Annotated in this window: 4 protein-coding genes (1 of these 4 running past the window's edge); all 4 read left to right on the forward strand. The window is 65.4% G+C overall.

Annotated features, from left to right (window positions below):
* On the forward strand, positions 1-4,116 hold the final stretch of the coding sequence (locus tag PFZ56_RS20625) for an SDR family NAD(P)-dependent oxidoreductase (RefSeq protein WP_394304427.1). It extends 8,025 nt beyond the left edge of the window; the window shows 4,116 of its 12,141 coding nt (coding positions 8,026-12,141); its start codon lies off the left edge, out of view; it ends in the stop codon at positions 4,114-4,116.
* Positions 4,113-5,522: a cytochrome P450 gene (locus PFZ56_RS20630; RefSeq protein WP_110595677.1), complete on the forward strand. Its 1,410-nt coding sequence runs from the start codon at positions 4,113-4,115 to the stop codon at positions 5,520-5,522. The genes PFZ56_RS20625 and PFZ56_RS20630 overlap by 4 nt, the downstream gene beginning before the upstream one ends.
* 65 nt (positions 5,523-5,587) lie before the next feature.
* Complete coding sequence (locus tag PFZ56_RS20635) at positions 5,588-18,067, forward strand: SDR family NAD(P)-dependent oxidoreductase (RefSeq protein ID WP_394304428.1); 12,480 nt, start codon at positions 5,588-5,590, stop codon at positions 18,065-18,067.
* A gap of 80 nt (positions 18,068-18,147) precedes the next feature.
* A complete protein-coding gene (locus PFZ56_RS20640; protein ID WP_394304429.1) occupies positions 18,148-25,758 on the forward strand; it encodes an SDR family NAD(P)-dependent oxidoreductase in 7,611 nt (2,536 codons plus the stop codon).
* The last annotated feature ends 17 nt before the right edge of the window (positions 25,759-25,775 follow it).

The following is a 25,775-nucleotide window of genomic DNA, read 5'->3' on the forward strand; positions in this document are numbered from 1 at the left end:
CGGGTGGTCTGGCTCGGCCGCCGCACCGCTGACGACAGGATCAAGCACTCATTGGAGCAACTGGCACGGTTGGCCCGGCAACACAACGCCGCGCCGCCGCTGTACATCCAGGCCGACGCCACGGACATCGGGCAATTGACCCAGGCCCGGCAGCATGTGCTCGAGGCCTGCGGGCCGATCAATGGCTGGGTGCATTCGGCCCTGGTACTGGACGATGGACGTCTGGCGCAGATGGACGAAGCGCAGTTCAGCGCGGTGTTCGATGCCAAGCGCCTGAGCAGCAGCGCCCTGGCGCAGGTCTGTGCCCCAGCGGACAACCCGGCGCTGGATTTCGTGCTGTTTTTCTCATCCATGATCGCCTTCAGCCGCGCTGCCGGTCAGAGCAACTACGCCGCCGGCTGCGCCTTTACCGATGCCTTGGCAGCCCAGCTCAGGCAGCGCGGCGGCTGCCCGGTCAAGGTCATCAACTGGGGTTATTGGGGTTCCGTGGGGGTGGTGGCCGATCCGGGCTACCGGGCGCTCATGACCGCCCAGGGCCTGGGTTCCATCGAACCCCAGGAAGGCATGGCGGCGCTGCAGCGGTTGCTGGCCAGCCCCTTGCCGCAATTGGGGCTGGTCAAGTTGCTAGAGCCCCGGGCGATTGCCGGCATCAACGGCCACTGGCAGCTCGATTGCTACCCGGCGCAAGCCGTACTGGCGGGCGTCGACTGGGTGCAGGTTGCCCAGGGCGCAGGCCCGGCGCCGCAACATCATCCGGCGGCCAACGAGATGAACCGGCTGTTGCTGGCTCATATCTTCGCCTGCCTCGGCGCCCTGGCCGCCGGCGGGCCGCTGACCGAGCAACGGATCGCCGCCGATCCGGCGGTGGCGGCCAATCTGCGGGCCCAGCCGTTCTATCGCCGCTGGCTGCGCGAAAGTCTGGATTGGTTGGTGCAAAACGCTGATATCGATGAGCAGGGGCGGTTGTTGTCGGCCCTGCCTGATCAGGCGGCGTTGGCCGCGCAATGGCAGCTGGCAAGTGAACAATGGTGCCAAGACGCCGACCTGCAGGCGCAAGTGCAACTGCTGCAGACCTTTGTCCGGGCATTGCCGGGCATTCTGCGCGGTGAGCAGTTGGCTACCGCAGTGATGTTCCCCAATGGCTCGATGGACCTGGTGGAGGGCATCTACAAAAACAATCGGGTCTGCGATTACTTCAATGCCGTGCTGGGCCAGGTGGTCGTCGACGTCGCCCGCCGTCAGGCCGCTAACGGCCAGCCGCTGCGGATTCTGGAAATCGGCGCCGGCACCGGCGGCACCACTGCGGGGCTGATAAACAGCCTGGGCCCGTGGCAACAGGGCATTGCCGAATACTGCTACACCGACCTGTCCCAGGCGTTCCTGAACCATGCCCAAACGCATTTCGCGCCCCGGGCGCCTTACCTGCGCACGGCGATTTTCGATGTGGGCAAACCCTGCGCCGAGCAAGGCATCCGCCTGCAGCACTATGACCTGGTGATCGCCACCAATGTGCTGCACGCCACCCCCGACCTGCGGCGCACCCTGCAAAACGCCAAGACCGCGCTGCGCCAGGGCGGGCTGCTGGTGCTGAATGAAATCAGCGACCGTTCGCTGTTCACCCACCTGACGTTCGGCCTGCTCGAAGGCTGGTGGCTGCACAACGACACGGCGCTGCGCATTCCCGGCTGCCCTGGTGTGTACCCCGAGCGTTGGCGGCAACTGCTGCTGGGCCAAGGTTTTGAGGACCTTGCCTTTCCGGCCTCGGCCAGCCATTCCCTGGGCCAGCAGATCATCGTTGCCGCCAGCGATGGCGTGGTCTGCCTGCCGGCCCGGGTCGACGTCGCGCCGTTGCCGGTCGCGCCCCAGGCGCCAAACCCCGGCCCCGAGGCCGAGATGGAAGAAGAGGTACTGGCCGGACACTGCCGGCAACTGATCACCGAGGTGCTGGCCAAGCTGGTGAACATGGCGCCCGAGCGTTTGCAGCGCGACACCGCGTTTGATCGCTATGGCATCGATTCCATCCTGCAGATCAGCCTGATCCAGGCGCTGGAAAAAAGCGCCGGCGAGCTGTCGCGCACCCTCTTGTTCGAACACAACACCATCAATCAGCTGACCCGCTACCTGGTGGCCGAACACCGGCCAGCGCTGACCCGTCATTTTGCCCCGCAACTGGCCGAACGCCCGGCACCGCTAGCACCGGCCGAGGCGCCGCTGCCGGCCCGTGGTCACACCCAGCTGCGGCCCGCGCCGCATACCTCAGGCAGGGTCGAGCCTCGGGCTGTGAGCCGCGACATCGCGATTATCGGGGTCAATGGGCGCTATCCGATGGCGGGTGATCTGGACGCGTTCTGGGACAACCTGCGCAACGGTCGCGACTGTATCAGCGAGGCCGGCGGCCAGCGTTGGTCAGCGGCCTTGAACGGCGACCAACGCTACTACGGCGGCTTCCTGGACCAGGTCGAGGCCTTTGATCACCAGCTGTTCGCGATTTCCGACGCCGAGGCGCAGCACTGCTCGCCGCCGCTGCGGCAGATGCTCGAAGTGGCCTGGCTGACCTTCGAGAGCGCCGGTTACAACAGCGATGCCCTGGCCCGGTTCCAGCAGGACGACACGCAGGCCATCGGGGTGTTCATCGGCTCGATGTACAACCCGTCCTCGCTGCGCGAGGACCCAGCTGCACAGGCGGCGATCAAGGCCAATGTCACCGACTGGCAGCTGCCCAACCGGATTTCCCACGCGTTCGATCTCAAGGGCCCGAGCCTGGCGGTCAACAGCGCATGCGCCAGTTCCATGTCGGCGATTCATCTGGCTTGCCAGAGTCTGTTGCAGGGCGAATGCGCGATGGCCATGGCCGGTGGCGTCAACCTGATCCTCGACCCGTCCCGCTACCAGACTCTCAAGCTGGCCAAGCTGCTGGGCAGTGGGCAATCGAGTCGCGGCTTTGGCCAGAGCGACGGCATGCTGCCGGGGGAGGGCGCCGGCGCCGTGCTGCTCAAACCATTGGCAGCGGCCGTGGCCGATGGCGACCGAATCCATGGGGTGATCAAGAGCACTGGCCTCAATCATGGTGGCGGCAAGCTGCAGTACTCGGCCCCCAATACCCGCCAGCAAGCCCGCTTGATCGCCCAGACCATCCAGCGCGCAGGCTTGCAGCCGGCGCAGATCAACTACGTGGAAGCGGCGGCCAATGGTTCGGAACTCGGCGACCCGATTGAAGTGGCGGCGTTGAAAAAAGTCTTTGCCGAACTGGCGCCGGGCAGCTGTGCGCTGGGCACGCTGAAGTCGAACATCGGTCACCTTGAGGCCGCCTCGGGGATCTCCCAGCTGACCAAGGTGCTGCTGCAACTGCAGCATCAAATGTTGGCGCCCTCGATCAATGCCGAGCCGCTGAACCCGCATATCCGTCTGGACGGCAGCGCCTTTTACCTGCAACAGCAGGCGTCGTCCTGGACCACGGATGACAGCGGCCAGCCGCGCCGCTGCCTGATCAACTCCTTTGGCGCAGGCGGCACCTACGCCAGCCTGGTGCTGGAGGAGTATCAGCCAGCGCGACCAGCACTGAGCCCCATGCCCGGCGAGCAACTGCTGATCGTCGCCGCAGCCAGCCGGGGCAGCCTCTTGGCCTATCTGAACAAACTTCAGGGATTAATCGATGGGAATCGGCCTATCGATCTGTCAGATCTGGCCTACAGTTTAGCCCTGCGCGAACAGCGTCTGGCCCATCGCGCCGCCTTGGTGGTGGATGACTGCCAGCAATTGCGGGCACGCCTGACATTGTTGTTGGCCGGCACGCCGGATAATGGCTGCTGGCTGTCACCGCTGGATGGCATTGAAGAGGCTGAGCCGCAAATCGCCAGCGGATCACTGGCGCAAAAGGGCGAGGCCTGGTGTCGCGGCGCCGAACTGGATACTTCGGCGCTGTTTCCCCAGGGCGGCAATCGAATGCAACTGCCCGGTTATGAGTTTGAGCATCCACCGGCGCCGCCCCAGTCGGCCACGGCGCCCTGCGCGTTGTTCTCCAGTGATCTGTACCGACGCATCAGCGGCGGTGAGCTGGACGCCGCGCAGTTTGCCCAGTTGCTCACCGGCACCACCAATGAACAGGGAAGGTTATGAGCCAGATTGAAGACACCACCGTACCCGCGCAGAGCACGGCCGACGCTGCCCAGCCGCGGCTCAAGGCTGCCCGGCCACTGGCGGCCAACATCAAGATCAAGGACGGATTCCCGGTGATGCCCGGCAAGATCCCCTTGCTCGGGCACGTGCACAAGATTGGCAAGGACGCCCTCGGCGAGTTGCGTCAGGCCGAGGCCGCGTGCGGGCCGATGTTCTGGACCTATTTCGGCAGCCAGTTACCGGTGCTGCAAATCGTCGACGAGGCGGGGCTGGCGATCCTGCAGAACAAGTACACCGACAATTCATTCCTGCGTGAACAGATGCCGGTGATTACCGGCGAGGCGATGAACGCCTTTGATGGCCCGCGCCACCGCAATGCACGCAAGGCCAGCACCGATGCCTTCACCCCCAAGGGCCTGACCCGCGCCAAGGTGGGCCAGTTCATCGTGGAAACCATCGATCAGCGGCTCAAGCACTGGAGCCGGGAAAACCAGCTGGCGATTTTTCCCCAGACCAAGGACATCGCCCTGGAAGTGGTATTCCGGATTCTGGGGATTGCAACCCACGAGCTGGAGTTGTGGCGTCACCAGTACGAGGAGTTTTTCCTCGGCATGATTCCGTTGAAGATCAATCTGCCCGGTTTTCCGGCGTGGCGCTGTCGCAAGGCGCGGGGCTGGCTGGAGCAGCGAGTGGCGCAGATTGTCGCCACCACACGGGCCAACAATGACCACGACAGCCTGGTGGGGGCGATGATCCTGGGCCGCGATGAGCAGGGCAACGGCCTGTCCGAAGTCGAACTGGTGCACAACATTCTCGGGCTGGGGTTTGCCGGCTCGGAAACCACCGCGGCGGTGATGGCCTGGTCGGCGCTGATGCTGTCGCAGCATCCAGATGTCTGGCAGCAGCTGTGCGAGCAGGTCGCCGGGCTGGAAAGCCTGCCGGTGACCCACGAGGAACTGGTCAGGCAAGTGCCGCTGGCTGAAGGGATATTCCGTGAAACCATGCGCCTGTACCCACCGGCGCCCTTTGAAATGCGCAAGGTGCACACCGAGTTCGAGTTGCTCGGGCAGAGGATTCCCGCCGGGGTCATGGCCGGGGTCAGCCTGCTGCACGTTTCCCGCAATCCCGAACGCTACCCGGACCCCGACAGCTGGCGACCGGAGCGCTGGCTGGGCCTGGACCGTGCGCTGAATCAGGTGGAAACCTGCCAGTTCGGCGGCGGCCCTCATGCCTGCCTCGGGCGCCATGTGGCGGCGCTGGAGATCACCCTGTTTATCGCCATGCTGGCCCGGGAGCTGGGCCCCAAGGGCAACGTGCCGCGCCTGGTGGGCAAGATGCCGCCGCCGGCCTACCTGCCGTTCCTGCGGCCTTCGAACAAAGCCTTCCTCGACTTCAGCGGCGCCTGAGGCGGCAAGGCGCAGAGTCGATTTCGTATTGCGAGCACTATCAGAACCAAGGATTGGAGAGAGCAGTGGACAGTAAAATCAGGGTTCTGCATGGCAAGATCCAACGACAGGAAATCAGCGTCGAACAAGCGGCGCTGGAGTTCGAAAGGCTAAGGGCCCAGGCGCTGCAAGAGCCGGCGCCACGACGTATCGAAGCGCCACCGGCCAATGCCGAGCTCAGCGCCGCCGCCGTGTATCACTACGATGAACCGTGCCTGCGCGATCACCAGTTCAATCACCAGCAGATACTCCTGGGGCTGACCTACGCCAGCCTGGCGCTGGAGCACGGGCTGGGCCAGCTCAGCGAGGGTCAGGCGCTGCAGTTGCAGAGGCTGACGTTTGCCGCGCCCATGGCCCTGGCCGCAGGCGAACAGCTTGAAGTGGCGATCCGTGCCGGGCAGCCCGGGTTCGAGGCCGTGTGCCGGCGCACGCCGCTGGAGCCCTGGCAGGTGGTGGCCAGTGGCGAATTGTTGGCGGTCGCGGCTTCATCCCTGCCAATGAGCTCCCCGTCAGTGCCGCCAGCCGAGCTGCGCGCCGGCATGACCGCGGTGGAACTGGAGTCGATCTACCGGATCAGCGAGCAACTGCACATTGGCCAGAGCTATCGCACCCTGCAAGCGCTCTACCTGCAAGCCAACGGCCGTGAGGCGGTGTCGCGGGTGCTGCTCAAGGATGAACGCCACTACGCCTTGCATCCATTGCTGATCAACAGCGCCTTCATGACCCTCATTCCCCTGTTGGCCGCGGAGCAACTGGCCAGTCATTACATTCCCCTGGGGATCAAGTCCCTGACGTTTCATCGGCGCCAGGCCCCGGCCAGCGGTTGGATTCATGCCCGTTTGCTGAAGAACTCCGGCGAACTGCTGTTGTTCGACGCTGACTTGTACAGCGACGACGGCGCATTGATTGCCCAGTTCAAGGGCTGCTCGCTCAAGCGCCTGCGCAGTGCCGGCCTGGTTGCCCCTGAAGCGCCGCACCGGACCGGCAGCGCCGCCGCGATGGAAGACTATCTGCTGGCTCAGTTGCACGGCATTGGCGCGAGCCAGGTGAGCAAGCAGCAACGCCTGCGTAACCTGATGGACCTGGGCCTCGAATCCGTGCAACTGGTGCAGTTGGCGCAGTGCATCGCCAGTGCGGCGCAGATCGAACTGGAAGCCACGGTGTTCTTTGAGTACCCGAGCCTCGCCGAGCTGGCGACGTTTCTCTGGCAGCAACACCCCGCGGCGTTCATCAGGCTGCTGGGGGAGCAGAGCGGGGCGGCGGTGCCAGTGCAGGTCGACTGGCCAGCCCAGCCTGTGACGGGGCCCGAGGTGATCAGCCAAACCCAGGCCACACCCCAGGCGGGCAAGCTGCCCCAGAGCGATATCGCCATCATCGGCCTGCACGGGCAGTTCGCCGAAGCCGGGGATCTGGATCAGTTCTGGCGCAACCTCTGGCAGGACCTGGAGCTGATCAAGCCGGTGCCGGCGGATCACTGGGACATCGAGCCCTGGTTCGACGCCGATCCCGAGGCCCAGGACCGGACCTATTCGCGCTGGGGCAGCTTCATCGCCGACGTCGACAAGTTCGACGCCGGCTTTTTCAACCTGTCGCGCCGCGAAGCCCAGTGGATGGACCCGCAAGTGCGGCTGCTGCTGCAGAGCGCCTACACCTGCGCCGAGCATGCCGGGGTGATTGCGGGGCTGCGCGGCAGCAACACCGGGGTGTTCATCGGCTCTTGCTTCAACGAATACATCGACAAGATCAGCGAACTGGGTCTGCCGATGGACCCGTACATCGCCACCGGCAGCGGCACCATCGCCGCCAACCGGATCTCGTTCTGGTTCGACTTCAAGGGGCCGAGCCTGATGTTCAACACCGCCTGCTCCTCGTCGCTGGTGGCGTTGCATGCCGCCTGCATGGCATTGCGCAACGGTGAGTGCGGGATGGCCTTGGTCGGCGGCAGCAACTTGCTGCTGTCGTCCTGGCACTATCGTTACTTTTCAGCGATCCGGGCGCTGTCGCCAACCGGCCGCTGCCACACCTTCGACGCGCGCGCCGATGGCTATGTGCCCGGTGAGTGCGTCGCCACGCTGTTGCTCAAGCCACTGGCACAGGCACTGGCCGATGGCGATCCGATCCATGGCGTGATCAAGGGCTCGGCGGCGCTGCATGGCGGCTACACCCCCTCGCTCACCGCGCCGAGCGTGGCCGGGGAGGAAAACGTCATCGTCCAGGCCTGGCAGAACGCCGCGATCGATCCGCGCACCCTGAGTTACATCGAGGCCCACGGCACCGGCACCCGGCTCGGCGACCCGATCGAGATCAACGCGCTCAAGCGCGCCTTTGCCCGCTACACCAACGACCGGGGGTTCTGCCATATCGGTTCAGTGAAGGCCAACATCGGCCATACCGAGGGCGCTGCCGGCATTGCCGGGGTGCTCAAGGTGCTGCTGCAGATGAAACACAAGAAGCTGCCGGCACTGGGGCATTTCCAGCAGCACAACCCCCATATCAAGCTCGAAGACTCGCCGCTGCTGATCGACACACAGGGCTGCGACTGGCCGGAACAAGCCACGCCGCGGCGCGCGGGCGTCAGTTCATTCGGTTTTTCCGGGACCAACGCCCATGCGGTGCTGGAGGAGTATCGCGAGCAACGCACGTTCGCCACGCACCAGGGGCAGACGGTGCTGGTGCCCTTGTCCGCGCGCAATGAACAGCGTCTGCAGCAGCAGGTGGCGCGCCTGCTCGACTACCTCAAGCAACACAGCCCTGACCTCGCCGCGCTGGCCTACACCCTGCAAACCGGGCGCGAAGCCATGGCGGCCCGGGCGATTTTCAGCGTGGATAGCCATGAGCAACTGCAACAGCAACTGCAAGCCTGGATCGATGGCCAGCGCGCCGACCCGCCAGCCGGGCCGCTGATGACCTGCGAACAGGCCCTGGCTGCGGCTGACTTGGGGCAACTGGCGGCGCTGTGGCTCGCGGGGGCAGACACTGAGAACGGCATCGACTGGGCGCAGCTCTATGGCAGCGGACACCGTCCCGCGCGCATCGGCCTGCCGGGCTATGCCTTTGCCAAAGACCGCTACTGGCTGGAAGCGCCGACACCCGGCGGCGCAACTGCGACGCCTGAGCCCTCGCTGCTCACCTGTAGCGAACAGTGGCAGGACGTCGAGGAGCCCAGCGGCGGCGCCGGGATCAAGCGGCTGATCTGCCTGTTGGCCGAGCCAGGGCTGCGTCGGCAATTGGCCGATGAGGTCCAGGCCCTGAGCCCGGACACCGAGCTGCTGTTCGTCGCGCCCGGCCCGCTCAATGAACGTGATCAGGAGGGCCATTACCGGGTGGCGGTGCATCACCCGCACCTGCTGCAGCAAGGGCTGCAGCAGGTGCTGGGCAGCGCCGTTGCGACCCGGGTCCTGTATCTGTGGGGCATGGATGATCGCCGCTGGATCAGCGACAGCAGCCCGATTGTCGCCTTGCTCAAGGCCATGGCTGTGACCGCGGCGCCGGTGGCGCGGCTGTTGCTGGCAGGCCGGGCCAGCAATGGCCTTGAGCGTTGTCACCTGGAGTCCTGGATCGGCATTGAACGCTCCCTGGGCAGCCTGATGGCGTGCGCCGTCGAGGTGGCCATCGACGAGGCCATCGACGTGCCCGGCGCGGGTGCCGACGAGCGTCGCTGGTTGCAGCGCCTGTGGCGGCAACTGAGCGGCCAGCCGACGGGCAGCCGGCTGTACCGCGACACGCGGTCCCAGCGCCCGATCCTGATAGCGGCCCCCGTGGAAGCTGCCGCCGAGCCGCTGGCCCTGGACCAACTCAATACCCTGCTGATCACCGGCGGCCTCGGCGAACTGGGCTTGTTGCTGGCGGGCGAGCTGTCGAACCGCGCACGACTGCGCACTGACGGTCAATTGCAGTTGTTGCTTAACGGTCGCTCGCCACTGTCGGCCACCACCCGGGCACGGATCGACGCACTGAGCCATGAGCACTGCCGGGTTTTCCATGTCCAGGCCGATTGCGCGGATCGCCCGGCGCTGACGGCGGCATTGGCCCCGGTACTGGCGCAGAGCGGGCCGATCGATGGCCTGATTCATGCGGCCGGTCTGCAGGCCAGTGGCAGTGTTCTGGCCAGTTCGCCAGAGGCATTCGCCGCAGTACTCAATGCCAAGATCGGGGCCACTCAGGTGCTGGACCAGGTGCTGGCGGAGCAACCCCTGGCGTTGATCTGTCATTTCTCCTCCAGCTCGGCGTTGCTGGGGGATATGGGTGCATGCAGCTACGCAATGGCCAACCGTTTCCAGCAGGCCTATGCCCGTTACGTACAGCGTGGGCGTGCCCGGCGGGTGGTGGCGATCAACTGGCCGCTGTGGCGCGAGGGCGGCATGGCGCTGGGCGAGCGCGAGTCCACCGAGTTCTACCTCAAGTCCAGCGGCCAGCGCATGCTGGAAAGCGCCGAGGGCCTGGCATTGCTGCGCCAGATTGTCGGCAGCGATATCCCGCAGGTCCTGGTGCTGGCAGGCCAACCGGCGCGCTTGCAACAGCTGCTGGAGGGGATCAATCAACCGACGGCCAAAGCCGCGGCTGGCCACCCGGCAGCCGTTCTGCCACGCGCCCCAGCCCACAGTCGCCCCGAACTCAAGGGCTTGAGCCTGGAACAATCCCTGGCCTGGGACCTGCGGGAACTGGCAAGCCGGCCGCTGCAGGCCGAACGGCAGAGCCTGGGGGAGGAGTGCAACCTCGCCGACTTCGGTTTCGACTCCATCAGCCTGGCCGAATATGCCGGGCTGTTGAACCGTCACTTCGGCCTGACGTTGACCCCGGAAGTGTTTTTCAGCCATTCGACCCTGGCCAAACTCGCCGCGCACTTGCTGGCGCAGCACCGCCAGGCGGTTGAAGCCTGCTACCTGCACCCCGTGACCCGCGGCCCGCAAGCCGAGCCAGAAGCACAGCCAGAAACACAACCCGAAGCACAACCGGCGCCACTGACGAGCTCTGCCAGCGCCTCGGCCCCGGCCACCGAGGCCATGGCCATCATTGGCATCAGCGGCCGCTTTCCCGGTGCCCGCACAACCGATGAGTTGTGGCAGTTGCTGGCCGAGGGCCGCGACATGGTCAGCGAGATTCCGCCCGAGCGTTATGACTGGCGCGAGCATTATGGCGACCCCCGGGAAAACCCGACCAAGACCCGCTGCATCTGGATGGGCAGCGTACCGGGGATCGACGAGTTCGATCCGCTGTTTTTCGAGATTTCACCCCGCGAGGCCACCCACCTCGACCCCAGGCAGCGCCTGCTGTTGCAGGAGTCCTGGAATGTCCTGGAGGACGCCGGCATCGGCCCGCGTCAGCTGGCAACCCAGCGCGTCGGCATGTTCGTCGGGGTCGAGGAGGGCGACTTCCAGCGCCTGGCGGGCGAAGAGAGCCTGACCTCCAGCCATAACGGCATTCTGGCCTCCAGGCTGGCGTACTTTCTCAACCTCACCGGGCCCACCATGGCCATCAACACCGCCTGCTCGTCGGCTTTGGTGGCCTTGCATCAGGCGGCCTCCAGCCTGCGCAACCAGGAATGCGAGATGGCCATCGCGGCCGGCGTCAACCTGATCTTTTCCGCAGATGCCTTTATCGGCATGACCCAGGCCGGGATGCTCTCGCCGGATGGCAAGTGCTTTGCCTTCGATCATCGGGCCAACGGCATGGTGCCAGGGGAAGCGGTGTGCTGCGTGCTGCTCAAGCCCCTGGCCCGCGCCGAGGCCGATGGCGACCGGATCTACGGCACATTGCGCGCCAGCGGCCTCAATTACGACGGCAAGACCAACGGCATTACCGCCCCCAGCGGGGTGTCCCAGCAACGCTTGCTGGAAGAGGTTTATCGCCGCGCCGGGATCGATACCCAGGCGGTGGACTACATCGTCACCCACGGCACCGGCACCCAGTTGGGCGATCCGGTGGAGATCAACGCCCTCAACGATGCCTTTGGCGGCAACAGCCCCGGCCATTGCGCCCTGACCTCGACCAAGACCAACCTGGGCCATACCTTCGCCGCATCGGGGCTGGTCAGCGTCATCAGCCTGTTGCAGGCGCTGCGCCACGAAACCATTCCGGCCAGCCTGCATTGCGAGCAGGAAAACCACTACATCCAGTGGCAACAGAGCCCGTTCTACGTCAACAAGGCCAACAAACCCTGGCCCCAGGCCGGACGCGACCGCGAACGCCTTGGCGCGGTCAGTGCCTTCGGCATGAGCGGCACTAACGCCCACGTGGTTGTGCAAAGCTACAGTCAGCGCGCCGACGACGCGGCACTGCGGCGTCCCTGCTACGTGCTGGTGCTGTCGGCCAAGACCGCCGAGGCCCTGGAGGAAAAAGCCGCACAACTGAATGTTGCGCTGGAGCAGGGCGGTTACCAGGATGCGCAGATGCCTGCGATCAGCCATACCTTGCTCGAAGGGCGGCATCACTTTCGCTATCGCCTGGCACTGGTGGCCGCGGATCTGGAAGAAACCCGCTACGGCCTGCAGTGCTACCTGGCCGGCGAGAAACGGCCCAACCTGTTTGCCGGTGAAGTGGAACGCGACTTTGCCCCGCGCAAAACCGTGGTGCGTTATATCGAGCAGTTGCTGGACGACAGCCTGACCTGCCATGACGCCGAGCTGCGCGAACTGTTGTCGGGGCTGGCGGACTGCTACCGCCAAGGTTATGAGATTGACGGCCGGCGCCTGTTTGCGGCGCCGCCCACTCGGGTTTCGCTGCCCGGTTATCCGTTTGCCCGCGAGCGCTACTGGCCCCAGGCGCGCCCGCGTTCGGCCGCCGCTGCCGGGCAGGCCAAAGAGCACCTGCACCCACTGCTGCAGCGCAATGTCTCAACCCTGGCGCGCCAGTGTTTTGTCAGCCGTTTCAGCGGTCGGGAGCGCTTTCTGGCGGATCACCGAATGGGCGATCAGCTGATTTTCCCCGGCGCCGCGTACCTGGAAATGGCTCGCGAAGCGATTGTCCGGGCCAGCGAGCGGCCCATGCAGCAGGTCACGCTGCGCAACCTGGTGTGGTTGCGGCCGCTGGCCTTTGCCCAGGGCGCAGGCGCTGGCGAAGTCGAGCTGTTCTGTGAGTTGACGCTCAGCTCGGGGGACAGCCTGTCATTCAGGATCTACAGCCTCGACGGCACGGTGCAGCAGTTGCATGCCCAGGGCGACGCGCTGCTGGCCGATGTTGCACCCCCCATGCCGGCGGCGCTGGATCTGTCGCAACTGGCCGCTGAGTGCAACCTCGGCGAGCGTAGCCATGACGCGCTGTATCGCGACTTCGAGTCCATGGGCGTGCATTACGGCAGCAGCTTCCGGGCGGCCGGGCAGATCCTCATTGGCCAGAACCGGGTGCTCGGCCAGTTGTCCGGCGCAGCCCTTGATCCGCAGATGGATGGCGTGCCCTTGCCCCCGGGGATACTCGACAGTGCGCTGCATATCGCCGCGACCCTGGGTGCCGGGCAACAGGCGGCCGCTGCGGCACTGCCATTTGCCCTGGAAAGCCTGCGTCTGTACGGCTCGCTCGAACAATCCCTGCGCCTGGCGCCGTTGACGGTGATCGCCAGCCGCCGCGCCCTGCCGGATGGCGCGGCGGTGGACAAGGTGGATCTGCAGATTTGCAACCATGCCGGCGCATGCCTGCTGCACCTGGAGGGCTTCAGCTCGCGGCGCACCGGCGTTGAAGCCCCGGCGGTGTCCACATTGGCGCCGCGGGCGAGCGGCGAAGCACTCGGCCGTTTGATCCGCACCCCGTACTGGCAACCCCTCGACAATCCAGGTCAAGCGCTGCCCAGCGATGCCCGGCCCCAACTGCTGCTGTTGGGGCTGCCGGACGCGGTCGTCGCGGATGTGCGGCGTCAGTTCGGCTCGCAAGTCAGCGTATTGCCCGGTGCACCGGGGGCGAGCGGCGCGGCGCACTACCAGACTGCGGCACTGGCCCTGCTTGAGTGCTTGCAGCAACGCCGCGCCGGGACTGGGGATTACCTGCAACTTTATGTCGGCCAGGGCCAGGACGACCTGCGCCTGACGGCCCTGGACGCGTTGCTGAGTACGGCAATGATTGAAAACTGCGAACTCAAGGCCCGGCTGGTGGCGGTGGACCCTGACATGGGCGACGCGGCCATGAGCCAGGTCATCGCCCGGCAGAGTCGCTTTCATTGCGAGCAACGGGTGCGGGTCTTCGCCAGCGGCAGCCTCTACGCCCATCAATGGCGCGAACTGGCCGTGCAGCCGGCGCACTCCGATGAGCCCGGGGCATTTCGCGATGGCGGGGTCTATGCCATCACCGGAGGGGCCGGCGGCCTGGGCCTGGTGTTCGCTAGGCAGATCGCCAGCAGTTGCCGCAACCCGGTGCTGTACCTGGCGGGGCGTTCCCAACCCAGTGCGGCGGCTCAAGGGATGTTCGAGCAACTGCAGGCTCTCGGTGCCCGGGTTGTGTACCGGTCGCTGGACGTCAGCGACGCCGCGGCGGTCAGCCAGTGGATGGATGGCATTTACGCTGAACAGGGCCAGTTGCACGGGCTGATCCACAGCGCTGGGGTCATCCGCGACAGCCTGATCATGCACAAGTCCGCCAGCGACTTTGCCCAGGTGCTGGCGGCGAAAGTCGCCGGTATCGAGAACCTGGATCAGGCCATCGGCGAGCGACCGCTGGACTTTATGCTCTGCTGTTCGTCCCAGGCGGCAATGGGCAACCTGGGGCAGGCGGACTATGCCAGCGCCAATGCCTGGATGGACGCCTACATGCATTACCGGCAGAACCTGGCCGCCGATGGCAAGCGCAAAGGACGCTCGCTGAGCATCAACTGGCCGCTGTGGCGCGACGGCGGCATGGGCCTTGCGCCGGTGATCGAACAACAGCTGCGCGAACAGTTGGGTATCGTGCCGATGCCACAGGCCGAGGGCCTCGACAGTTTGCGCCAGCTGTTGACCCAGTCGGTCCACCCTCAGGCCTGGGTGGTGTATGGCCAGTTGTCGCGGCTGGCGGGCATTGGCCTGACGCCCGCTGTCCCGGCGCAGGCTGCGCACGAGCCTGCACCGCAGCCGGCCAGCGGCGCGTCGCAGTTGAGCGACAGCGAGCTGCGCACCTACATCGCGGCTTTTGTCACCCGGATCATCGCCAAGGTGACTCAGATCGATGAGGCGAAAATCCATCCGGCGGAAAAGTTCGAGGTCTACGGCTTTGATTCGATCATGGCCGTGGGGGTGACCAATGAACTGGAAAAACACCTGGGCTCACTGCCCAAGACCCTGTTGTTCGAACACGTCAACATTGCCGGCATGGTGGAGCACTTCGCGGTCAAGTATCGCCAGCGCTTTGCCGCGCTGCGGGCAGAAGAGGAGCAGCCACTGCCGGCCGCCGGCCCTGCGGCGCCTTCAGCGCAGCCACCGGCTGGCAAGCGTTTCGCCGTTGCCAGCAGCACGGCCACCTCGCCCGCCCCAGAGCCGGTGGAGGACAGTGACCTGGCGCAGTACGTCGCGGTGATCGGCCTGGGCGGCTATTACCCCGGTGCGGACAGCATCGACCAGCTGTGGCAGAACCTGGCCAACGGCGTCGATTGCATGAGCGAGTTCCCCGCCGAGCGCTGGGATCACCGCAAGCTCTACTACAAGAACCGTGATGTGCTGGGCAAGAGTACCTGCCTCAACGGTTCCTTTATCAAGGACGTGGACAAGTTCGACTACAGCTACTTCAAGATGCCCAAGGTGTATGCCGATCACATGTCGCCGGAAGTGCGGCTGTTCCTGCAGACGGCGGTGCACACCTTCGAAGACGCCGGTTATTCGCGGGAAACCCTGCAAAGCCGCTATGGCGGCAATGTCGGCGTGTTGCTCGGTGCCATGAGCAACGACTACCACTACTACGGTTTCGAACACAATCTGTCCGGCGGTTCGATCGCGTCCGGCTCGGGCATGGCCACCATCCCGATGACGGTGTCGTATTTCTACGGCCTGACCGGCCCCAGCCTGTTTATCGACACCATGTGCTCGTCGTCCTCGACCTGCATTCATAGCGCCTTCCAGATGCTGCGCCACGACGAGACCATGATGGTGCTGGCCGGTGGCCTGAACCTGATGTACCACCCCTACACGGTGGTCAACACCTCACAGGGCAACTTCACCTCGATCACCTCGCAATCGGTCAACAGTTATGGGGTGGGCGCCGACGGCACGGTGATTGGCGAAGGGGTGGGAGCGGTGCTGCTCAAGCGCCTGGACCGGGCGATCGCCGACCGCGATCAGATCTACGGGGTGATCAAGGGCTCGGCGATCACCAACGCCGGTGAACGCAACGGCTTCAATGTGCCCAACCCGGACCTGCAGACCCTGGCGATTCGTCAGGCAATGGAGCAGGCCAAGGTGCACCCGGCGTCGATTTCCTATGTCGAGGGCCACGGTTCCGGCACTCGCCTGGGGGACCCGATCGAGGTGCTGGGGCTCAAGAATGCCTTTGCCGTCGACACCGACGAGAAGCAGTTCTGTTACCTGGGTTCGATCAAGTCGAACATCGGCCACCTGTTGGCCGCCTCGGGCGTGGCCGGGCTGACCAAGACCCTGCTGCAACTCAAGCATGGGCATATTGCGCCATCGATCCATTCCGGTTTGCTCAACCAGGACATCGACTTTGCCGATACGCCCTTCATGGTGCCGCAGCAGTTGACCCAATGGCATCGCCCGGAGCGGATGATCCAGGGTGAACTGCAGCGCTTTCCACGGCGGGCCGGATTGACCTCGATTGCCGCCGGGGGCATGAACGCTCACCTGATCGTCGAGGAATATCCGCAGCCGGCAGACGCCGCCGGGCAGATCGCCGAGGAGCACCTGGCGTTTGTGTTCTCGGTGCACAAGCTGTCGCTACTGGTGGAGAACCTCAGCCGTTTGCGTGACTGGCTGGCCAGCAGCGAGGCCCCGCTGGCACAGATCGCCTACACGCTGCAGGTTGGCAAGAACAACCTGCGCAACCGCCTGGTGATCCGCTGCGACAGCCGCCAGGCGCTGCTGGAGGCGCTGACCGCCTGCATCGACGGGCAGTACGGCGGCGACACCTTCTACCGCTTCCAGGAAACCGATGCGGCGCAGCTACCCGAGGGCGACGGGCCTTTGACTTCACGCTTGAAGCAGTGGCTGGGGGGAGACAATCAGGTCGATTGGGCCAGCCTGTATCAGCGCCAGCCTCAGCGCATCAGCCTGCCGGCCTACGCGTTCGAAAAAAACCGCTGCTGGTACACCGAACCGGACTACGAGTCGGCCATCATCAATCCGCTGATGTTCACCGGAAAACTGCACCCCCTGGTGGCCGAGAACTGCTCGACAACCCAGCCCGGCGCGCTGTTTCGCACCGACTTCATCCCGGCGCAATTGCTCGATTACCTGTACCAGGCACCCGGTGGGCAACGCATCAGCGCCTTCAACTTTGCCGATGTGGCCCTGGCGATGCCGGCGCTGGTGTCACGGTTTGCCGGCTGCACCCTGTCGGTGTCCTGTGCGTTCGAGCACTTCATCGCCGACTGGGCAAGCGTCAGCGGGCTCGCGTATCGCTTGCTGGAAATCGATGAAGGGCAGTTGGAGCTCGAGTTCGATGTGCAACGTCCGGGGCAACCGTCACTCAACCTGGGGTTTGCCCTGATCAACCCGCTGACCGGCAACGAACCGGCGCTGGCCCAGTCGCTGCTGGACGCTGCCAGTGAGTTGCTGAACCAGACGCAGGCTGACGGCAGCTTGAGCGACGCCGATATCAGCCGGCGACTGGCCCAGGCCGGTTACGACTTTGCGCCTTACCTCGATCACCAGGGCAGGGGGGCCATCAGCCGCAGCGGCTTGCTGCTGGAGGGCCGGCCACCGCTCAATCGGCACAATCACCATGCCGACAACCTGCAGCTGTCGCCCTACCTGGCGACCACCCTCGACAAAGCGCTTTATCTGCTGCTCGAAGAACTGGGACTGCCACAGGCTCGGGTCATCGTGCGCAACATCGAGCAGCTGTGTTGCTACGAGCCGCCCGCCGGGCCGTTTTCGGTGGTGCTGACGCAGATCGACCTCAGCGGCGACGCCCTGGGGTTCAGCGTGCTGGTGCTCGATCAGCAGGCGCGGATCTGCCTCAAGGCCGAGCGGGTCAGCCTGCACCTTGGCGAGCAGGAGCGGGCGCATGTCCATCGGGATCACCCCTGGTTGGCGGGGGCGCTTGCCGACGACGCCGGCGTGCCGGTTGCCCCCAGGCCGCAGCCCGTGGCCACTATGCCCCCGGCGCAGGATGGCCAGGCTGAAGCCGCCTTCGGCACGCGGATTCTGGCGTTTATCCAGCACCAGTTGCAGCACAAGCTGGGGTTTGCGCCGCAGGAGATCGGCGAGTCGGCGCAGGTCCATGACCTGGGGCTGGATTCGATCATGGTGATGCAGCTGACGGACAGCCTGAACAAACACTTCGGCACCCGGCTGATGCCGGACCTGTTCTATGAAAAGCAGCAGTTGGGCGAGCTGGCGGCAAAACTGCAAGCGGTCCAGGAACCATTGCATTGATCTGAAGAATTGACCCGGCTGGCCAGGCCGCCGGGTAAACCAGGACGGTAAGGGCATTCAGAACAATGGATAACACTACGTTGAACGATACACAGGACATCCGCCTGCCTAATCAGCGGCCCACTCAGCAACCGCCGCACACCCAGGCACCCAGGCCGCGGCGGCAGATCGGCGCGGGGCCTCAAGGCGCCTTAGCAGCGCCCTTGCAGCTTCCCAGGGTGGCGATTGTCGGCTTCTCCGGGCGTTTTCCCGGCGCCGACACCGCCGAGCAGTTCTGGCAGTTGCTGCTGGAGGAGCGTTCGTCCATCAGCGAGTTGCCGTACTGGCATCTGCCGGGCATTGCCGAGCGTGTGCAACTGCGCGAAACATTCACCTGCCCGGGCGGCTTCATCAACGACCCCAGCGCCTTCGACGCCGACTTCTTCAAGATTTCCGCCCGTGAGGCCGAGGCCATGGACCCGCAGCATCGGCTGGTGCTGGAGCAGACCTGGGCGGCGTTCGAGGACGCCGCCATCTGTCCGCACGAGCTGCGCGGCAGCAACACCGGGGTATTCATCGGAATCTCGTCCGCCGACTACAACGGCCTGTTGGCCCGTTCCGAGGCCGGGGCCCACGACGCCACGGGCAATGCCCACTCGATCATCGCCAACCGCATCTCTTTTGTGTTCGATTTTCACGGCCCCAGCGGCCCCATCGATACCGCCTGCTCCAGTTCGCTGGTGGCGGTACACAGGGCGGCGCAGTCGATCCTCAATGGCGATTGCACGGTGGCGGTCGCCGGCGGGGTCAATCTGTGCTTCGAGCCCATGGTGTTCATCGGCGCGCTCAAGGCCGGCATGCTCAGCCCCACGGGGCGCTGCAAGGCCTTTGCCGCCGATGCCGACGGCTATGTTCGCGGCGAAGGCGTCGGTGTGCTGATCCTCAAGGACTATCAGCAGGCCCTGGCCGACGGCGACAACATTGTCGCGGCGATTATCGGCTCGGCGGAAAACCACGGCGGCCATGCCAACTCGCTGACGGCCCCCAACCCCAGAGCCCAGGCCGACCTGATCAAACAGGCCTGCCGCGGCATCGATATCAACAGCATCGGTTACATCGAGGTTCACGGCACCGGCACACGCCTGGGGGACCCGATCGAAATCAGCGGGCTCAAACAGGCCTTTGCCGAGCTGGGGGCCAACCCTGAACAGCGCTGTTACCTGGGCTCGGTGAAAACCAACATCGGCCACCTTGAATCCGCCGCCGGGATTGCCGGAGTGATCAAGACCTTGCTGGTCCTCAAGCAGGGCTATCTGCCCAAGAGCCTGCACAGCGAACAGCTCAATCCCTACATCGACCTGGCCGGCAGTCCGTTCGCGGTGTTGCAGGCCGGGCGGGAATGGCCGCAAGTGTCCGACCGCCAGGGGCAAGCGCTGCCACGCCGGGCCGGGGTCAGCTCCTTCGGGTTTGGCGGAGCCAATGCCCATGTGGTGCTCGAAGCGGTTGAGCCGGTGATTCCGGGGAGCGAGGCGCAGGGGGCGGCGTCGGTCTTTGTGCTGTCGGCCAAGACCCCTGAAGCGCTGCAGTCGCGGATCGAACAGTTGATCGACTTTGTGCAGCGCCAGCCGCAATTGCAGTTGGCGGAGCTGGCCGTCAGCCTGCAACTGGGCCGAGAGGCGATGGAGTACCGGTGCGGGTTCGTCGCGCACAGCCGCGACAGCCTCTTGAGCCAGCTGCGCGACAGCGGCGCCGGGGAGGGTGGCCCGCCTGCCGGCAAGATCGCGCCGGAGGCATTGCATCGGGCCCTGCAACAGCGGGATCTGGGCACCTTGCTCAGCCTGTGGCAGCAGGGCGCGACCCTGGACTGGCGGCAGCTCTATGAACAACCACGGCCACGGCGAATCTCGCTGCCGACCTATCCCTTCAGCCGCGAGCGCTACTGGATCAGCGAAGCTCCTGCCGCCTCACTCATGGGCGCCGCCTCGTTGCATCCTCTGGTGCAGCGCAACACTTCGGACCTGGCAGGACAGCGTTTCAGCAGCCGGTTTGACGGCAATGAATGGTTTTTCAGCGGGCACCGGGTCAACGGCCGCAAGGTCCTGCCCGGCGTGGCTTACCTGGAAATGGCCAGGGCGGCCGTGGAGCGCTCAATGGTCGATGCCGACGCTGTGGTGGCCCTGAAGCATGTCGCCTGGCGCCAACCCATGGTCCACGACGGCGGCGACCTGGACATCGATATCGAGCTGGTGGAGCAGGGCGAGGGCCAGATCCGCTTCGAGATTCGTGGCAGCGCGGCCGATGGCCCGAGCTATTGCACCGGCGTCGCCCTGGTTGGCAGCGCCGAACGCCTGGTGCCGCTGGACCTGGGCACCATCGCTGGCGTGACCAACCAGCAGCGACTGACCCCAGAGCAGTGCTATCAGGTTTTCGGCGAGATGGGACTGGCCTATGGCGAGTCCTTTCGCCGGATCAACACCCTGCAGGCGGGCAACGGCCAGGTGCTGGCCAGCTTGCTGCGTGGCGAGCAAGCCCCGGGCTGCGAACTGCCGCCGGGCCTGCTTGATTCTGCCTTGCAGGCGGCGCTGGGGCTGGCGTTGCTGGAGCCGCTCCAGGCGCAGCGGGAGCACCAGCCTTTGGTGCCCTTCGCCCTGGACCGGGTGGTGTTGGGCGAGCTGGATCTGCTCAAGCAGCCCTGCCAGGCCTGGGTGCGCTACAGCGCCGATCATCAGCCGGGACGCATCAACAAGCTGGACCTGGACATCTGCGACGAGCAGGGCCGCATCGCGCTGCGCCTGCAAGGTTTCTCGTCGCGAAAACTAGCGGCGGCGCCCCCGTCCATGCTGGCGATGACCCCGGTCTGGCGCGACAAAGCCCTGATCGACCCACCCCAGCGCAGCCTTGCCCGGCAACTGATTGTGCTGGCCGGCGCTCAATCCCAGGACCTGGACCTGTTGACCCAGCGCTGTCAGGCCCTGGTGGGGAACCGCCGGCAGATCCACATTGTGCCTTTGCCGGTGGTGACGCAGGACCCGGCCATTGCGCTGCCGGCCTTGGCCGGGTTTGTGATCGAGCTGGTGCAGAAAAGCCCGGCAAACAGCCTGGTGCAACTGGTGCTGGCCGACCTCGAGCACGCCGGCCCGGTCTTCGCCTCGTTGCTGGCCCTGTTGAAGACGGCAAAAAACGAAGGCCTGATCGACGCCGCGCAGTGCATCGAGCTGCAGGGCAGCCTGCAGCCGCAGTGGCTGGTGGACAATGCCTTGCAGGACGACGAGCGGGTTCGGTACCGCGACGGTCAGCGTCAGGTGGCGTCCTGGCAGGAAACCCAGCTGGCCCAGGGCACCGCGCTACCGTGGCGCGAAGGCGGGGTTTACCTGCTGAGCGGTGGCAGCGGCGGCCTGGGCTTGTTGCTGGCCGAACAGCTGGCCCGACAAGGGCAGGGCGTCAGGTTGATCCTGGCCAGCCGTTCGGCCGGGCAACTCTCACCCGAGGCCAGTCAGCGGGTCGCCGCGATCAGGGCCTTGGGGGCCCAAGTGCAACTGCACGCGCTGGACATCGCCGACCGCGGCGCGGTCGAGGCCTTGATTGCCCAGTGCGAGCAAGAATGGGGCACCCTCAACGGGATTTTCCACTGCGCCGGAATCACCCGCGACAGCCTGCTGCAGCACAAGAGCGCGAGCGATCTGGCGGCCGTCCTGGCGCCCAAGGTGGCGGGGGTGCTGAACCTGGATCGGGCCAGCGCCCACCTGCCCCTGGACTGCTTTGTGCTGTATTCGTCGGTGAGTGCGGTGATCGGCAATCCGGGCCAGGGCGACTACGCCCTGGCCAATGCGTACCTGGACGAGTGGGCCGGCTGGCGTGGGGCCCAGGTGCGGGCCGGCCGCCGTCAGGGCCGCACGCTGGCGATCAACTGGCCGCTGTGGCGCAACGGTGGTCTGCAGATCGATGGGCAACGCGAGCAGCAGATGATCGAGCTGACCGGGATTGAGCCCTTGAGTGACAGCGGCGGCCTGGGGTTTCTGCAGCAGGCGCTGGCCCAGGCCAGCGGCGCCGAACGCTGGATGGTGCTGGAAGGCGACATTGCGAAGATCAAGCGGTTTATCGCCGGGCAGTGGCAGCAAGACAGGTTCGAGGAGCCACCCGCGCCGCAGGAGATGCCTGCAGCGACAGCCCTGGCGCCATCGACACCTTTGGCAGCGAGCGCGGAGGGCGATCTGCAGGCGCTGGCGATCCGCTACTTCAAGCAACTGCTGTCGACCACCCTCAAGCGGCCGCTGGAGAAGATCGACAGCGATGCGTCGTTCGAGCGCTACGGGGCCGACTCGATCATGCTCACCGAGCTGACCCGGCAACTGGAGCGCCTGTTTGGCTCGCTGCCCAACACCTTGTTGTACGAGTACCAGACGGTGCGCGAGCTGAGCGCCTACTTCATCGGCCAGCATGCCCAGAGGCTGGACCAGTGGCTGAGGCCCGAAGGGGCCAAGGCCAGCGCACCCCGCGAAGAAACCAGCCTGATTGCCGAGGCCCCGGTCCGCCAGCGTGCGCGTAACCGGCAACAATGCGAGACGCCCGCCGTGGCCGGTAACAGTCGCGATCTGGCGATCATCGGCATCAGTGGTCGCTACCCCGGCGCCGCAGACCTGGAAACGTTCTGGCACAAGCTGGCGGGTGGGGAAGACCTGATCAGCGAAGTGCCGAGCGCACGCTGGGATCACCAGGCGTACTTTGACCCGGCCCGTGACCGCTTCGACAAGACCTACTGCAAATGGGGGGGCTTTCTTGACGGGGTCGAGGACTTCGATCCGTTGTTTTTCAACCTCTCGCCCCGGGAGGCCCACATCATCAACCCCAATGACCGGCTGTTCCTGGAAACCTGCTGGAACCTGCTGGAAAGTGCCGGGCTCACCCGGCAACAGATCCAGCAACGCTATCAGCAGCAAGTGGGTGTGTTTGTCGGGGTGATGTACCAGCAATACCAGGCGTTCGAGTCGGATCTGGTCCGGGAATCGCTGGTGTCAGTGACGTCCTACAGTGCCATTGCCAACCGGGTGTCGTATTTCTTCGATTTTCAGGGGCCGAGCCTGGCGATCGACACCATGTGCTCGTCGTCGATTTCGGCGATTCATGCCGCGGGTGAGGCGCTGCGCAATGGCGACTGTCGGCTGGCGATTGCCGGCGGCGTCAACCTGACCCTGCACCCGAAAAAGTACATCGGCCTGAGCGTCGGTCAGGTGTTGGGCAGCCATGCCGGCAGCCGCAGCTTTGCCGATGGCGATGGTTATCTGCCGGCTGAAGGCGTCGGCGCGGTATTGCTCAAGACCCTGGCCGACGCCGAACGCGACGGCGATCCGATTCTGGCGGTGATCAAGTCCACCGCGGTCAACCATGGCGGCCACACCCATGGCTTCTCGGTGCCGAGTGCAAAACTGCAGGCGGCGCTGATCGACAGCAACTTCAAGCGCGCCGGGATCGACCCGCGCACCCTGAGCTACGTCGAGTCGGCGGCCAATGGTTCGGCGATGGGCGATGCCATCGAGCTGAGTGCCTTGAGCCGTGTGTTCAGCGCAGCGGGAGTCGCCCCTCAGTCCTGCGCCATCGGCTCGGTGAAATCCAACATCGGGCATGCCGAGGCAGCTTCGGGCATGTCGGCGTTGAGCAAGCTGGTGCTGCAGTTGCAACACCGGCAGTTAGCGCCGTCGCTGCTACTGGGTGAGCTGAATCCGAAGCTGGACTTTGCTCACTCGCCGTTCGTGCTGCAACGCACACTGGCCGAGTGGCCGCAGCCGGTGCTGGAAATCGACGGCGTGGAGCAGCCGGTGCCGCGTCGGGCATGCCTCAGTGCCTTTGGTGCCGGGGGCTCCAACGCCCACCTGATCATCGAGGAGTACCCGAGCGCACCGACTCCGGACCTGGCAGCGTCAGAGCCGGGCCTGATGCAGATCGTGCCGCTGTCGGCCCACAGCAGCGCTGCCTTGCAGCAGGGGCTGGAGCGGTTGGCGCGGCACCTGGATCGGCATCCGCAGGTTCGACTCCAGGACCTGGCCCATACCCTGCAGAACGGTCGTGAAGCGATGCCGCTGCGGCTGGCGTTGCGGGTGAGCAGCACGGCGCAATTGCGCGGGCTGTTGGCCGAGATCCTGCAGCGTCTGCAGCAGGGCCAGGCCCTGGCCAGCCTGGACAGCGCGGATTTGCCGCTGGCCCTGGGTAATGTCGACGAGGTGCCGGCGGCCCTGGCCAGCCTGCTGTCCGGCCCAGGTGCCGCGGCCCTCAGTGCAGGCCTGATTGCCGCCGCTGACCTGCAGCAACTGGCGCTGCTCTGGACCCAGGGCGGCGAGATCCCCTGGCACGCACTGGGGCGCAACACCGGCGCGGCGCTGATCCCGCTGCCCACCTATGCCTTCGACAAGCAGCGTTACTGGCTGGAACAGCCCTCGGCGGTCAAGGCGCTGCACGAGCCGCTCACGGCGGCCGCCAGCACGCGCCATGTGGTTGGCCAAAAACCGCCGACGGCTGCCGAGCAGGGGCGGCAGCTGCTGGCCGACTTGCTGGGAATGCAGCCCCAGGACTTGTCGCCGAGCAAACCCCTGAGCGCTTACGGCGCTGATTCCATCGTGATGTTGCAGTGGGCCATGCAGGTGCAGGCGCAGATTGATCCCGGGTTGGCCCTGGCTGACATCCAGCAGTGCCAGACCCTGGGGGATGTCCTGCAACGGCTGAGCCGGGACGCCACGCCGGCCAGCGTGGCGGAGTCGGTACTGCCCGCGCATATCCTCGGTTTGCTCAGCGGCTCGACGACGCGCTTCCCGGAGTTGCAACGGCTCAACCCGGTGCAACAGGGGCGGCCGGTGTTCTGGTTCCATGGCGCCCTGGGGGGCAGTGAGATCTATCAGGGCCTGGCCCAGCATATTCAGCGGCCATTTTTCGGGCTGCAGGCCAGAGGCTGGATGACCGATCGGGCACCGTTGCAGGGGATTCAGGCCATGGCGGCCTACTACGTCCAGGTCATCCAGTCGGTGCAGCCACAGGGGCCCTATGACCTGGGCGGCTATTCCCTGGGCGGCATGCTGGCCTATGAAGTGACCCGACAGTTGCAGGAACTGGGGGAGACCGTCATCAGCCTGGTGATGCTCGACTCACCGGACGTGACCGGTGAACGTAGCGCACGCCTGGCCGACAAGACCCGCCTGTTGCAGACCGTCAACATGTCCTTGCAGATGACCCTCGGGCAGACGCCGGAGCGCTTCGCCGAGGTGTTGATCCACCGCGACGAGATCGATCTGGCACTGTCGCCAGCGGACTATCTGCAGCAGTTGACCGACCTGGCCCGACAGCGCGGCCTGAAGACCAGTGACCAGCGCTTGCAGCAGTTGATGGCGCAAGTGACGCAGATCCAGCAGGCGTATCAGGTCGAGCATTATCGGATTCAGCCCCTGCCCAGGGCGGCAGAGGTGGCCTGTTATTACTTTCGCAACGCCAGCGGTTTGTGGATGGGGGACCTGGAGCCGTTTTTCTCCACCGACAGTCAGGAGTTTGCCGCCTTCAACCATGCCGACTACTGGCAGGAGTGGCAGCGGCAATTGCCAAACTTCGAGATGATCGAGGTGGCTTCGGCCAACCACATGACGTTATTGACCCAACCGGAGGTGTTCAGGGTGATCGCGCAATTTTGCGCGACCCTGTATGGCCAAAGGAGTGTGGAGAATGCCGTTGGCTAGTCTTCCGGACGGCTTCT

Origin of the sequence: Pseudomonas danubii (assembly GCF_042980055.1) — a bacterium.
GTDB classification, from domain to species: Bacteria; Pseudomonadota; Gammaproteobacteria; order Pseudomonadales; family Pseudomonadaceae; genus Aquipseudomonas; species Aquipseudomonas danubii.

What these genes read in the sequence shown, in the direction of transcription:
- PFZ56_RS20630 (WP_110595677.1), top strand. Translation starts at nt 4,113, where the DNA reads ATGAGCCAGATTGAAGACACCACCGTACCCGCGCAGAGCACGGCCGAC.